The sequence below is a fragment of the Cryobacterium levicorallinum genome (assembly GCF_004402405.1).
Lineage (GTDB): Bacteria > Actinomycetota > Actinomycetes > Actinomycetales > Microbacteriaceae > Cryobacterium > Cryobacterium levicorallinum.
The window spans coordinates 318,665-331,240 of record NZ_SOFE01000022.1 but is presented as its reverse complement, the minus strand read 5'-3'; the positions used below and the strand labels follow the sequence as shown (position 1 = coordinate 331,240).

Genomic DNA, 12,576 nt, shown 5'->3' with positions numbered 1-12,576 from the left:
CGAGCACACTCGCCCCGGGCATGCCGGATGCCCGGACGGAGCAGTCCGGGCATCGAGTTTTTGTTCGGAACGGCAGGTCAGGCGCGCTGGGCGAACGCGCTTTCGTACAGGCAAACGGATGCCGCGGTCGCCAGGTTCATCGACTCAGCCTCGCCGTAGATCGGCACGCTGACGCTGCGGTCGACCCGGGCGAGGTCTTCATCGGTCAGGCCGCGGGCCTCGTTGCCGAACAGCCACACCGTCGGAGCGGCGAGCAGCCCCTCATTGCGGGCGGAAAGCAGGTCGGAACCCTTGATGTCGGCGGCGAACAGCTGCAGGCCGGCGGAGCGAGCACGGTCCAGCACGTCGGAGAGATCAGCCGCGATGGCGACAGGGAGGTGAAAAATGGAGCCGGTCGAGGAACGGATGACCTTGGGGTTGTACAGGTCAACGCTGCGACCGGTGAGGATGACGGCGTCCGCGCCAGCGGCATCCGCTGCCCGAATGATGGTGCCGGCGTTGCCGGGGTCGCGCACCTCTTCGAGAATGGCGACGAGCTTGGGGCCCGCGTTGAAGATCTTCTTGACCGAGGTGGGGAACTGGTGGCAGACAGCCACGAAGCCCTGCGGGGTGACCGTGTCGGCCATGGCCTCGAGTACCTCTTCGGAGACGAACTCCACCTCGACCTGGGCGTCGACGGCCTTCTGGGCCAGATCGGTATAGCGATCGAGCGCGGTCGGCGTGGCAAACAGCTCCACGACGAGCTCTGGGCGAAAGGTGAGGGCTTCTGAGACGGCCTGCGGGCCTTCGAGCAGAAAGAGACCGGACTCGAGGCGCGCGTCGCGCTTGGCAAGTTTTGCGACGGCACGGACGCGCGGTGAACGTGGATTATCAAGCATGTGGCAAGTTTACTTGCAGAAAAGGAGCGGGCGACCAGGTCGCCCGCTCCTCACTGTGGAACTCTGACCGATTCACCACGTTCACGCCCAGGAGGCAGCCGGTGGTGGTCAATCACGGTGAAGCATTACGCCTTGACGGCGACCTTCGGTGCCGACGTGTCGGCGGGAAGGGCTGCCTTGGCGCTCTCAACGAGGGCGGCGAACGTCGCTGCCTCGTTGACGGCCAGGTCGGCGAGGATACGACGGTCAACCTCGATGCCGGCCAGGCCGAGGCCCTGGATCAGACGGTTGTAGGTCAGGCCATTGGCGCGCGACGCAGCGTTGATCCGCTGGATCCACAGGCGACGGAAGTCACCCTTGCGTGCGCGACGGTCGCGGTAGCTATAGGTGAAGGAGTGAGTGAGCTGCTCCTTCGCCTTGGTGACCAGGCGTGAACGCTGTCCGCGGTAGCCCTTGGCGCGTTCGAGAATAACGCGGCGACTCTTGTGGGCGTTTACGGCCCTCTTTACTCTTGCCATTTTTTACAAATCCTTATTCGTTACGGGGGCCTGGTGTTACAGACCGAGAAGCTTCTTGATGACCTTCTGGTCTGACTTGGCCAGCACCTGGTCCTGGTTCAAACGGGACTTGCGCTGCGTGCTCTTGACTTCGAGGTTGTGACGAAGTCCGGCCTGCTGCTTCATGATCTTTCCGCTTCCGGTGACCTTGAAACGCTTCTTGGTTCCGGAGTGGGTCTTCATCTTAGGCATGTGGTTCCTCCTGTTTCGCTGCCTTGTCGGCAACCTTGTCTGCCTTATCGGCGACCTTGTCTGCCTTCTCGGCAGCCTTGTGGGCGTTGATCTCGGCCTTGGCTTCTGACTTGTTTTTCAACGGGCCAATCACCATGACCATGTTTCGACCGTCGATCATCGGAGTCGATTCCACGGAACCGTACTCGGCGACATCCTCGGCAAATTTTTGGAGCAGTCGTACGCCCTGATCAGGCCGGGACTGTTCACGGCCACGAAAAAGAATCATGGCCTTGACCTTGTCACCGCTCTTCAGGAAGCCTTCGGCGCGTTTGCGCTTGGTCTCGTAGTCGTGCGTATCAATCTTGAGACGGAAACGAACCTCTTTCAGGATCGTGTTCGCCTGGTTGCGCCTGGCCTCCTTGGCCTTTTGCGCAGCCTCGTACTTGAACTTGCCGTAGTCCATGATCTTGGCCACGGGCGGCTTGGCTTCGGGTGCAACTTCGACGAGGTCGAGGTCGGCATCCTGTGCCAGGCGCAGGGCAACATCAATCGCCACGACCCCGACCTGCTCGCCGTTGGGACCAACGAGACGAACTTCGGGGACGCGTATACGGTCATTTGTACGGGGATCGCTGATGCGTCTCTCCTCTTGGTTAACTTCGTGATCACAACCAGACAGCGGATGCCGCCTGGGGACGAAGAGAGAAAAATCACGCGATTTCCACGCCAACTTTTTCGTTGATGTGTTCCACACGGCACCCTGTCTACCCTCACGCTGCCACCTTCCCGAGGGAGGCGATAACGCGACGGCGGAGTGCAATCTACCCGGTAACCTTGATGAAGCGGTATGCGCGGGTGGGAGATTCTCCACTTTCGTACCGAGACTATTGTCTCGGAACCAAAGACAAGCCTAGCAGAGGAATGCAGTGAGCCCTAGTTTTGAGCAAGATACGGATTTTGAGCAGGATGCAGCACAGGCAACGCGCGATATCGCTGATGTGGCCGCTGTCGAGATCATCACCACGGCCGCGGTGCACCTGATGAGCGCGGCCGCCGTCAAGTGCGGGCTCGCCGACGATCCCGATGCCCAGATCGACCTTGACGAGGCGCGCAAACTGATCAGTGCTCTCGCCGGGCTGGTCACGGCTGCCGCTCCCGACATCTCCAGCCTTCATGCAGGAAGCCTACGCGACGGGCTGCGCTCACTGCAGCTGGCGTTCCGCGAGGCGTCCGCCTTTCCCGACGCGATCGGCGAAGGCCCCGGCGAGAAGCTCACCGGCCCGGTCAACTGATTCCTCCCCTCACGAACGGATGCCGCCGGTCACCCGACCGACGGCATCCGTTCTGCGCAGCTTGAGTCAGGTCTGGCAGTGCGGGCACCAGAATGTATTGCGCTGCTCGACATCGCTGCGACCGAGAGTGCTGCGTTGAATGTGGGTTCCGCAGCGTCGGCACGCCTGACCGCCTCGCCCGTAGACCCAGGTCTGGGTGCCGCGGCGCAGGTTGCCGGTGGTCGTGCGTTCGTCGCGGTCTTTATTGGCCAGGAGCAGGCGCCGGGCCAGGGCGACGAGTCCGGGGACGTCGGTAACCTCGGCCAGGGGCCGGGTCGGCAAGAGTCCGCGCAGAAAGCAGAGTTCGTTGACGTAGACGTTGCCGAGTCCGGCCAGATTGCGCTGGTCGGCGAGGGCCAGAATGACGGGTTGTTCGGGCCGAGCAGCGAGGCGAGTGGCCGCCTCGGCGCTGTTGACCGCACTCCATTCGGTGTCGAGCAGGTCGGGTCCGAGATAGCCGACCACCTCCGACTCGGCCCGGGTAGGAACCAGCTCCAGCACACCAAGCTCGAACCCGACCGCGACCCAGTCCAGGGTCTGCAGCACAATGCGCGCCTGGAACGCCGGCCGCTGCCACCGCGTGCCGGGCCGGTACAGGTGCCAGGCGCCCTCCATTTTCAGATGCGAGTGAATGCTCGTCTCGCCGACCCGGTGCAGTAGATGTTTGCCGCGACTGACGACCTCGTGCACGGTCTGGCCCGTAAGATCGGCGGTCGCGAAGGCTGGCACGCGGATGTCGCAGCCGGTGAGAATACTGCCGCGCAGCGCCTGGTCGAGGGTTCGGGCCGTGCGATAGACGGTATCGCCCTCAGGCACGAAGCCTCAGCCCTTTTGGAGTCTCGGTGAATCCCGCGGCGCGCAGAGCCGCACCCACCTCGGTGCCCATGACGAACACGCCGTTGGCCGTTTCGACCGCGATTTTCTGGATGCGACCCGTTGTGACCAGAGCAGCCAGGCTCGCCGTGGCGGCCGCGAGCGTGGCCTCATCCGTCTCGAAGGCAACCACGGTCTTGCCGCCGCGCTCGACGTAGAGCACGAGGGCGCCATCGACGAGCACGACGAGTGCACCCGCCTTCCGGCCCGGGCGATGGGTGGTGTCGCCGGGGAGCGCTGGCCACGGCAGGGCAGCACCGTACGCGTTCGCCGGGTCGGTCGCGGCCAAGGTCACCACGGCCGGATGCCCGACCGACGAGTCGGCTACCCCGGCGGCGAAGGTGCGCAGCCGGTCGATGGTGCCGCCGGTGGCGAACTGGGCAGCGCCGAGCCCCTCGATGAAGTAGCCGCGTCGGCAGCGCGCCATCTCCTCGAATCCGGTGAGCGTGCGGTAGACGAGGGAGAATCCGCCGATGACGCTCTCGGCCATGACCGCGCCGCGCGTCACTACTCCGTAGCGTTCGAGCAGGGTCTCCCCCAGGGCGTGCGCGCGGCGGGTCGGTGAGTCGTCGGCCACGGGCAGAATCGACCAGCGACCCGACACCGTCGGTGGTCCGCCGCGGCTCGCCAGGCTCGGCCGGGGCATCGACCGCCCGCGGTGCAGGCGTGCCCGGGGCACGGCCCGGCTCGGACGATGCGCGGTGTGACCGCCGGAGAGAAGCGACCGGACCGGGGCGAAGGTGTCATTGGTGATCAGGCCGGCCCAGACCAGGTCCCACAGCGCATGCACCAATTCCTGGTCATTCTGGCTACCGACGGCATCGGCAAGTTGCCGAAAGAAGTAGGCACCATTACTGCCCAGGGTCGCCAGGATCTCCTGTTGCAGGGGCGTCGTTTCGACGTCGATCGGTACCGGCAGGGTGAGCTGGGCGGTTTCGGCGAGGTGCAGGCTCACCCAGCCGTCATTGCCGGCAAGCGTTCCCCCGCCGGCCCAGAGCACCTCGCCCGCGTTGGTGAGTTCGTCGAGCATATCCGGACGGTAGTCGCTGACCCGGGCGGGCAGAATGAGCGTCTCCCACGCGGATGCCGGAATGCGCGCCCCCTCCAGCTGCTCAACAACGGATGCGACGCCGTCGATTCCGCGCAGCTTTCCGCCCACGTGCTGCCAGGCCGGCAGAAACCGGCCGATCGCCCGTTGGTCGACCGGTTCGACCTCGTGCCGGAGCGCGGCGAGGGAACGACGGCGGAGCCGCCGCAGCACCTCGGCGTCGCACCATTCCAGGCCGCTGCCGTTGGGTCGAAACTCTCCGGCCACGATGCGTCGGGCATCGGCGAGTCGGCCGAGGGCGATTTGGACGACGGCCGTACCGAGGCCAAACCGGTCGGCGACGGCATTCGTTGTGAAGGGCCCGTGGGAACGCGCATACCGGCTCACCAGATCACCGAGCGGATCAGGCACGGATTCGGTGAAGGCGGAGGGAACGCCGATCGGCAGGGGAACACCGAGGGCATCGCGCAACCGGCTGGCGTCTTCGACCGCCGCCCAGCGATCCTCACCGCCGACGTTGACCCGGATGGCACGGCGGGCATCAACGAGAGCGAGCAGGGCCTGCTCTGCCGCCATCGCACCGGGCACGTGCGGCGATTCGGGCGCGGGCAGGAGCATCCGCTCGGCGACCTCGCTGGTGTTGAGCGGCCCCAGGGTACGCAGCAGGTCCGCGACACCCTCAACGCCCTTGGCCCGGTAGTCGGAGGTGAGCCGCTGCAGTTCCCGGTCGGTCTGGTCGATGATGGCTGGGTCGAGCAGCTCCCGCAGCTCGACCCGACCCAGGAGTTCGGCGAGCAGGCTCGAGTCGATCGCGAGGGCGGTCGCCCGCCGCTCGGCCAGCGGGGTGTCGCCCTCATACATGAAGGCGGCGACGTAACCGAACAATAGGGTACTCGCGAACGGGCTCGCGGTGTCGGTCGTGATTTCGATCAGGCGCAGTTCGCGCGAAGCGATCTGTCGGGCCAGCACCCCGAGGGCTGGCAGGTCGTAGACGTCTTGCAGGCATTCCCGCAGGGTTTCGAGAATGATCGGAAAAGTGGGGAAGGTGCGGGCCACGTCGAGCAGTTGCGCCGCCTTCTGGCGTTGCTGCCAGAGCGGTGAGCGCGCCCCGGGCTTGTAGCGGGGCAGAAGCAGGGCTCGGGCGGCGCACTCGCGAAACCGGGACGCGAACAGAGCCGAGCCACCAACCTCGTCGGTGACCAGTTGCTCGAGCTCGTCGGGGTCGAACACGAACAGTTCGCTGCCGGGCGGCTCGGTTTCGGTGTCGGGAATGCGTACGACGATGCCGTCGTCACTTGCCACGCAGGAGCCGTCGATTCCATAGCGTTCGCGCACGCGGGCACCGACCGCGAGTGCCCACGGTGCGTTTACCGGGGCGCCGTACGGGGAATGCAGCACGACCCGCCAGTCCCCCAGCTCGTCACGAAAGCGTTCGACCACGAGCGTGCGGTCGGTCGGCAGTTGCCCGGTGGCAGCGCGTTGCTCGCCGAGAAAGGCCAGCAGGTTAGTGATCGCCCGGTCGTCGAGGCCACCCACGGCGCAGCGGTCCCTGGCTTGGTCGGCCGGCAGGCTGCCGACCTCGCGCACGAAGGCACCGATGGCCTGGCCCAGTTCGGCCGGGCGGCCCAGCCCGTCGCCCTTCCAGAACGGCAGCCTCCCGGGCTGCCCGAACGCCGGCACGACGAGTACTCGGTCGTGCGTGATCTCCTGAATGCGCCAGCTCGTGGTGCCGAGCGCGAAGACATCATTCACGCGGGACTCGTAGACCATCTCCTCGTCGAGTTCACCGACCCGTTTGCCGGTGATCTGCTCTCCGCCGACCATGAAGACGCCAAATAGACCGCGGTCGGGAATGGTGCCGCCACTGGTGACGGCCAGCCGTTGCGCGCCGGGGCGGCCGGTGAGGGTGCCGGCGTCGCGATCCCAGACGATGCGCGGGCGCAGTTCTGCGAACTGGTCGGAGGGATACCGACCGGCCAGCAGGTCGAGGGTGGCCTCGTAGGCGGAGCGGGGCAGGGTTACGAAGGGTGCGCTGCGCCGCAAGGTGTCGAACCAGGTCTCGACGTCGATTGGTTCGAGCGCGCAGGCCGCGACCGTCTGCTGGGCCAGGATATCGAGCGGATTGGTCGGCACCCGCAGCGATTCGATGGCACCGGCGACCATGCGTTCGGCGGCGACCGCGGCGTGGATGAGGTCGGCCCGATGTTTGGGGTAGATGACCCCGCGCGAAATCTCACCCACCTGATGCCCGGCCCGGCCGAGCCGTTGCAGCCCGCTCGAAACCGACGGCGGTGACTCCACTTGCACGACCAAGTCGACGGCGCCCATATCAATGCCGAGTTCAAGGCTCGACGTGGCGACGACACAGCGCAGCCGCCCCGATTTCAGGTCGTCTTCAATGAGCGCGCGCTGCTCTTTGCTGACCGAACCGTGATGCGCGCGAGCGAGCAGCGGTTCGGCCCCCGCACTCTCGCCGCTTGCGCCCATGAGCTCGGCTGGCGGTCTGGCAGGCGCGGGGCTGCCCACCGCCCGGGCGTCCCCTCGCGACAGCGTCACGAGAGCGGATGCCTCCTCCCCGGCCAGGCGCTCGGCATAGATTTCATTGAACCGCGCCGTGAGCCGTTCGGTGAGGCGGCGCGAGTTTGCGAACACGATGCTGGAGGAGTGTGCAAGCACCTCGTCGACGATGGCCTCCTCTACGTGGGGCCAGATCGACCCGGTCTGCGGCGCCGAAGCTGACGTGACTCCTTCGCGTTGCGGCACCGGACCGAGGTCGCTCATGTCGTCCACCGGTACGACCACCCGCAGGTCGAACCGTTTCAGCACGGGCGGAGCCACGATCTGCACGGGTGCGGCGCCGCCGAGAAATCGGGCCACCTCGCTCTGCGGCCGCACCGTGGCGGAGAGCCCGATACGTTGCGCCGGCCGGCTCAGCAGGGCGTCGAGTCGCTCGAGGGAGACGGCCAGGTGTGCACCGCGTTTGCTCGCCGCGACCGCGTGCACCTCATCGATAATGACGGTCTGCACGCCGCGCAGGGATTCGCGGGCGGCCGAGGTCAGCATGAGAAACAACGACTCCGGGGTGGTGATAAGAATGTCGGGTGGCGAGGTGACCAGTTTGCGCCGGTCGGCGGCCGGCGTGTCTCCCGAGCGCACGCCAACCGTGACGCGCGGCGGCTCTAGGCCGAGCCGCTGGGCCGAACGGGTGATTCCCACGAGCGGAGCGGTGAGGTTGCGTTCCACATCGACGCCGAGTGCTTTGAGCGGCGAGATATACAGCACGCGAGTGATGGGCGTGGAAGCGGCGGGCACGCGAGTGATGGGCGTGGAAGCGGCGGGCACGCGAGTGATGGGCGTGGAAGCGGCGGGCACGGCCGGTGCGGCCGACTCGGCCGACTCGGTGGCCAGCCGGTCAATGGCCCACAGGAACGCGGCGAGGGTCTTGCCCGACCCAGTCGGAGCCACCACGAGGGCGTGCGAACCCAACGAAATGGCCTCCCATGCTCCCAGCTGCGCTGCTGTCGGTGCCGCGAAAGCCTCGGTGAACCAGGCCCGAGCGGCCGGGGAGAATCGTTCAAGAACGTCGCTCATACCGTTATTGTCGCTCACCCCACCGACATTCGGGTTTCACCCGGAAACCTAAGCGGAGGCGACGAGCTTGACGCGCAGCGAATCCACGCCGGTCGTGATGATCTCGCTCTCCGACCACCGGGTGCCGAGGCGGCTCAGAATCGCGTCAAGGTCCGACTGGGTGAGGCCGTCGACCAATTCCAGTTGGACCACGAGTTCGGGACCTTTGAGCTGCGCCAGCGGGTCGCCCGCCATGAGCTGAACCGAGAGCACCGAGAGTTCCGTGGCGATTGATGCGGTGAAAGCGTCGGCGATGAAGTGGCTCGCGTAACTCGGAGTCCACGGCAGCGACTGGGCGATCGCCCAAAGCGCCGGTCGCCGAATGATGAATTCCCCGGGGGATGTCGGGTCGAGCACGACGAGGTCGGTGTCTTCCTGCGCGGCGGCCAGGGCGACGCGCACGGCATCCGCTGGTACGGGCCTTGCGAGGGGGTTCCACGCCGCCATGGCAGCGGTCGACGAGAAGACTGGGAGCACGGTACGGCCGTCCGGCCCTTCAACCGTGATGATCGATAGTTCCTGGGTTTTATCGATGGTCTGCCCGCGCGCGTTCACGGCGGCCTCGCCGAGCTTGGTCACCAGCGGAATGAGCAGACGAGATCCGCGAATGGCATCGATGACGCTTTCTTCGCCGGCCTCTCGAGCTTGAAAACGGGCAAGCGCCGCGGCAAGGGCGGCGGGCGCGGCCCCGTCATCACCGGCTTCGAGGTTGGCCTCGAATTCCCGTCCGGCCCACGGCTGGCCGGCCGAGTCGGCCGTGTTGGCTGACTCATTCCCGTCGCCAGGTCGCCCTGAGCCCGGCTGGCCCGAGGGGTCTCCCGTTGAGCCGAGGTTTCGCGCCCGAGCCATTAGTCCCCCGCGACGTCCAGCGCCTCGGCCAGCGTGAACGCGCCGGCGTAGAGCGCCTTGCCCACGATGGCACCCTCAAGCCCCAGCGGCACAAGCTTGCGCAACGCTTGAATGTCATCAAGGCTCGAAATGCCGCCGGAGGCAATGACCGGCTTGCGCGTGCGGTCGAGCACCTGACGCAGCAGGTCGATGTTCGGGCCCTGCAGAGTGCCGTCCTTGGTGACGTCGGTCACCACATAGCGGGCACACCCGGCTGTTTCGAGCCGTTCGAGGACCTGCCAGAGGTCCCCGCCATCTTTGGTCCAGCCACGCGCGGCCAGGGTTGTTCCGCGTACATCAAGGCCAACGGCAACGGCCTCACCGTATTGTGCGATGACGCTCGCCGCCCACTCCGGGTTTTCCAGCGCTGCGGTGCCGAGGTTGATGCGTTTAACGCCGGTGGTCAGTGCCGCTTCGAGCGATTCGTCATCGCGGATACCGCCGGAGAGCTCGATGTTCACGCCCTTGACCTGACGAATGACCTTCTTGATCACACCGGTGTTGCTGCCACGGCCGAAGGCCGCGTCGAGGTCGACGAGGTGAATCCACTCAGCACCTTGCCTGGCCCAGTCGGCCGCGGCGTCGACGGGGTCACCGTAGTTCGTTTCCGTGCCGGCCTCGCCCTGGGTCAGGCGAACCGCCTTGCCGCCGGCCACATCGACGGCGGGCAGGAGGACGAGCCTCGGTGTCTTGTTGAACTCACTCATTGGTGTCCTTGATTGGTGCGGTCGCGCTGTGCGACCAATTGCAGGGGCTGTGGCTGTGATGCGGATGGGACTGTGAAGTCTAGGCTCGCCGGGCTAACTGTGCAGCGTGCCGATCCAGTTCTTCAACAAGCGGATGCCTGCCTCCCCCGATTTCTCCGGGTGAAACTGGGTGGCGCTGAGCGGTCCGTTCTCGATCGCGGCCAGGAACGGCACCCCATGATCGGCCCAGGTCAGCCGGGGCTCTGGGAACGGTGGCATGACCTCAAGCGTCCAGGATTGCGCGGCGTAGGAGTGCACGAAGTAGAACCGCTCTTCTTCGATGCCTCGGAACAATTCAGAGTTGGGTGCGCTCGTGACGGTGTTCCAGCCCATGTGCGGAAGGATCTTCGCGGGAAGCTCGGTGACCGTTCCCGGCCATTCGCCGAGCCCCTCGGTGTCCACGCCACGTTCCACTCCATGCTCAAACATGACCTGCATGCCGACGCAGATTCCGAGCACCGGGCGGCCGCCGGCCAGACGACGGTCGACGATGTCGTCACCGCGAACGGACTTGAGCGCTGCCATCACGGCGCTGAACGCTCCAACTCCGGGCACGACGAGACCGTCGGCCTCCAATGCAGTCGTGCGGTCGCTCGTGAGGGTGACCTCGGCGCCGGCCAACTCGAGCGCCTTGACCGCGGAGTGCACGTTTCCGGTTCCGTAGTCGAAGACGACAACCTTCGTCATAGGGCTCCCTTAGTCGACGGAATACCGTGCACCAGCGGGTCGAGGGCCTTGGCGAGTCGGAAGGCGCGGGCGAAGGCCTTGAATTCAGCCTCGGCAATGTGGTGCGGATCGCGCCCGCCAAGCAGGGTGACGTGCACCGTCAGGCCGGCGTGAAAAGTAATCGCTTCGAAGACGTGACGCACCATGGAGCCGGTAAAGTGTCCGCCGATGAGGTGAAATTCAAAACCGGCCGGTTCGCCGGTGTGCACGAGGTAGGGGCGGCCGGAGATGTCGACCACGGCCTGGGCCAGCGCCTCGTCGAGGGGCACGAGAGCGTCACCGTAACGGGAGATGCCCGATTTGTCACCAAGGGCCTGACGAATGGCCTGGCCGAGCACGATTCCCACGTCTTCGACGGTGTGGTGCACGTCGATTTCGATATCGCCGGAGGCGCGCACCGTGAGGTCGGTCAGGGAGTGTTTGGCGAACGCCGTCAGCAGGTGGTCGAAGAACGGAACCGAGGTACGGATGTCGCTGACGCCGGTGCCATCAAGGTTCAGAGACAGGTCGATGCTGGATTCACTCGTCTCCCGTTGCAGGTGTGCGACGCGGGGCGCGGGAATGTCAGCAGGTGAGCTCATGGACCTAGTTTATTCGGCTTGGGCGGGCGCAATTTGACCGGAGCCGCCACTGCGACCACGTCGGGCGATGGCGTCTAGGAACAGGGTCGTCTCCTGTTCGGTGCCGGCGGTTACGCGCAGGTGGTGGGCGATGCCCACATCGCGAATAAGAATTCCCTCAGCCAGCAGCGCCTCGAAGGTCTCGTGCGGGTCGGCTACTCCCCCGAACAGTACGAAGTTGCTCCAGCTGCGGTGCGGGGTATAGCCCAGGCCCGCAAGCTCGACAACGAGCCGATCGCGCTGCCCACGAATGTCATCGACCATCGCGAGCATCTCGACGCTGTGAGCCAGGGCCGCGTTTGCGGCCGCCTGGGTCAGGGCCGAGAGGTGGTACGGCAAGCGAACCAGACGCAGGGCATCCGTTACGGCCGGATCGGCTGCCAGGTAGCCTACACGGGCACCGGCGAACGCGAAGGCCTTGCTCATCGTTCGGGAGACGAGCAGGCGTTCCCGGCCAGGCAGCAGGGTGAGCGCGCTCGGGGTGCCGACCGGAGCGAATTCGGCGTAGGCCTCGTCGACCACGACGATGCCGTCGGTCGCGTCATAGGCAGCGGCGATGGTCTCGAGGGAGAGCGGCGTACCGGTGGGGTTGTTCGGCGAGCAGAGAAAGACGATATCGGGCTTGGTACGCGTGATCTCGCTCACGGCGGTCGCTGGCGACAGCTCGTAGTCGGCGTCGCGGGCACCGGCAATCCAGGTGGTGTCGGTTCCCGACGCGAGGATCGAGTACATCGAGTAGGTCGGGGCAAAGCCCAGCAGGCTGCGTCCCGGTCCGCCGAAAGCCTGCAGCACCTGTTGCAGCACCTCGTTGGACCCGTTGGCCGCCCAGATATTCTCGGCGGTCAGTCCTTCGCCGAGGTAGCGGGCGAGCGCCTCGCGCAGGGCGGTGAACTCTCGATCGGGATACCGATTCACCGTGCGGATGGCCTCGGCCAGGCCGGCGAGGATGTCGCGGGCCACCGCTTCAGGAATGGGGTGCGTGTTCTCGTTCACGTTCAGGGCCACTGGAACATGCAGTTGCGGAGCCCCGTAGGGCGTCAGGCCGTGCAGGTTGGTGCGGAGGGGAAGATCTTCGAGACTGGTCACCCTCTCCATGCTAGGGCCC

12 protein-coding genes are annotated in these 12,576 nt (G+C 66.0%); 1 reads left to right on the top strand and 11 read right to left on the bottom strand.

Going from position 1 to position 12,576, the window contains the following annotated elements; genetic code table 11:
- Positions 1–77: 77 nt before the first annotated feature.
- From E3O11_RS11975 to infC, 4 genes are all read right to left on the bottom strand, one after another.
- A complete protein-coding gene (locus E3O11_RS11975) occupies positions 78–878 on the bottom strand; it encodes a TrmH family RNA methyltransferase (RefSeq protein WP_092449846.1) in 801 nt (266 codons plus the stop codon).
- Between the two features lie 125 nt (positions 879–1,003).
- The gene (gene rplT / locus E3O11_RS11970) at positions 1,004–1,396 is read right to left on the bottom strand and encodes a 50S ribosomal protein L20 (RefSeq protein WP_092449848.1); all 393 of its coding nucleotides are present in this window, start codon (positions 1,394–1,396) and stop codon (positions 1,004–1,006) included.
- A gap of 36 nt (positions 1,397–1,432) precedes the next feature.
- The gene (rpmI, locus tag E3O11_RS11965) at positions 1,433–1,627 is read right to left on the bottom strand and encodes a 50S ribosomal protein L35 (RefSeq protein ID WP_092341054.1); all 195 of its coding nucleotides are present in this window, start codon (positions 1,625–1,627) and stop codon (positions 1,433–1,435) included.
- Complete coding sequence (infC, locus tag E3O11_RS11960) at positions 1,620–2,246, bottom strand: translation initiation factor IF-3 (RefSeq protein ID WP_104127223.1); 627 nt, start codon at positions 2,244–2,246, stop codon at positions 1,620–1,622. Before infC ends, rpmI begins: the two co-directional genes overlap by 8 nt.
- Positions 2,247–2,535: 289 nt before the next feature.
- Between infC and E3O11_RS11955 the strand changes: the two genes are divergently transcribed.
- Positions 2,536–2,901 carry a DUF1844 domain-containing protein gene (locus tag E3O11_RS11955; RefSeq protein ID WP_092449850.1) on the top strand — a complete coding sequence of 122 codons (366 nt, stop codon included), beginning with the start codon at positions 2,536–2,538 and terminating at the stop codon, positions 2,899–2,901.
- A 66-nt stretch (positions 2,902–2,967) separates the two neighbouring features.
- Here the strand turns inward: E3O11_RS11955 and E3O11_RS11950 are convergent, their stop codons facing one another.
- The 7 genes from E3O11_RS11950 to E3O11_RS11920 form a co-directional block, all read right to left on the bottom strand.
- Positions 2,968–3,756: a DNA-formamidopyrimidine glycosylase family protein gene (locus E3O11_RS11950; protein WP_092449852.1), complete on the bottom strand. Its 789-nt coding sequence runs from the start codon at positions 3,754–3,756 to the stop codon at positions 2,968–2,970.
- Complete coding sequence (locus E3O11_RS11945) at positions 3,749–8,452, bottom strand: ATP-dependent helicase (protein WP_092449854.1); 4,704 nt, start codon at positions 8,450–8,452, stop codon at positions 3,749–3,751. The genes E3O11_RS11950 and E3O11_RS11945 overlap by 8 nt, the downstream gene beginning before the upstream one ends.
- A gap of 48 nt (positions 8,453–8,500) precedes the next feature.
- Positions 8,501–9,340 carry an SseB family protein gene (locus E3O11_RS11940; protein WP_092449856.1) on the bottom strand — a complete coding sequence of 280 codons (840 nt, stop codon included), beginning with the start codon at positions 9,338–9,340 and terminating at the stop codon, positions 8,501–8,503.
- Entirely contained in the window at positions 9,340–10,086 is a 747-nt protein-coding gene (gene priA / locus E3O11_RS11935) for a bifunctional 1-(5-phosphoribosyl)-5-((5-phosphoribosylamino)methylideneamino)imidazole-4-carboxamide isomerase/phosphoribosylanthranilate isomerase PriA (protein WP_092449858.1), read from the bottom strand. The genes E3O11_RS11940 and priA overlap by 1 nt, the downstream gene beginning before the upstream one ends.
- Positions 10,087–10,179: 93 nt before the next feature.
- A complete protein-coding gene (gene hisH, locus E3O11_RS11930; RefSeq protein WP_092449859.1) occupies positions 10,180–10,812 on the bottom strand; it encodes an imidazole glycerol phosphate synthase subunit HisH in 633 nt (210 codons plus the stop codon).
- The gene (gene hisB / locus E3O11_RS11925; protein WP_092449861.1) at positions 10,809–11,432 is read right to left on the bottom strand and encodes an imidazoleglycerol-phosphate dehydratase HisB; all 624 of its coding nucleotides are present in this window, start codon (positions 11,430–11,432) and stop codon (positions 10,809–10,811) included. Before hisB ends, hisH begins: the two co-directional genes overlap by 4 nt.
- 9 nt (positions 11,433–11,441) lie before the next feature.
- A complete protein-coding gene (locus tag E3O11_RS11920) occupies positions 11,442–12,566 on the bottom strand; it encodes a histidinol-phosphate transaminase (protein ID WP_092449863.1) in 1,125 nt (374 codons plus the stop codon).
- Between the last annotated feature and the right edge of the window lie 10 nt (positions 12,567–12,576).

What these genes read in the sequence shown, in the direction of transcription:
- E3O11_RS11975 (WP_092449846.1), bottom strand. Translation starts at nt 878, where the DNA reads ATGCTTGATAATCCACGTTCACCGCGCGTCCGTGCCGTCGCAAAACTT.
- rplT (WP_092449848.1), bottom strand. Translation starts at nt 1,396, where the DNA reads ATGGCAAGAGTAAAGAGGGCCGTAAACGCCCACAAGAGTCGCCGCGTT.
- rpmI (WP_092341054.1), bottom strand. Translation starts at nt 1,627, where the DNA reads ATGCCTAAGATGAAGACCCACTCCGGAACCAAGAAGCGTTTCAAGGTC.
- E3O11_RS11945 (WP_092449854.1), bottom strand. Translation starts at nt 8,452, where the DNA reads ATGAGCGACGTTCTTGAACGATTCTCCCCGGCCGCTCGGGCCTGGTTC.
- E3O11_RS11940 (WP_092449856.1), bottom strand. Translation starts at nt 9,340, where the DNA reads ATGGCTCGGGCGCGAAACCTCGGCTCAACGGGAGACCCCTCGGGCCAG.
- priA (WP_092449858.1), bottom strand. Translation starts at nt 10,086, where the DNA reads ATGAGTGAGTTCAACAAGACACCGAGGCTCGTCCTCCTGCCCGCCGTC.
- hisH (WP_092449859.1), bottom strand. Translation starts at nt 10,812, where the DNA reads ATGACGAAGGTTGTCGTCTTCGACTACGGAACCGGAAACGTGCACTCC.
- hisB (WP_092449861.1), bottom strand. Translation starts at nt 11,432, where the DNA reads ATGAGCTCACCTGCTGACATTCCCGCGCCCCGCGTCGCACACCTGCAA.
- E3O11_RS11920 (WP_092449863.1), bottom strand. Translation starts at nt 12,566, where the DNA reads ATGGAGAGGGTGACCAGTCTCGAAGATCTTCCCCTCCGCACCAACCTG.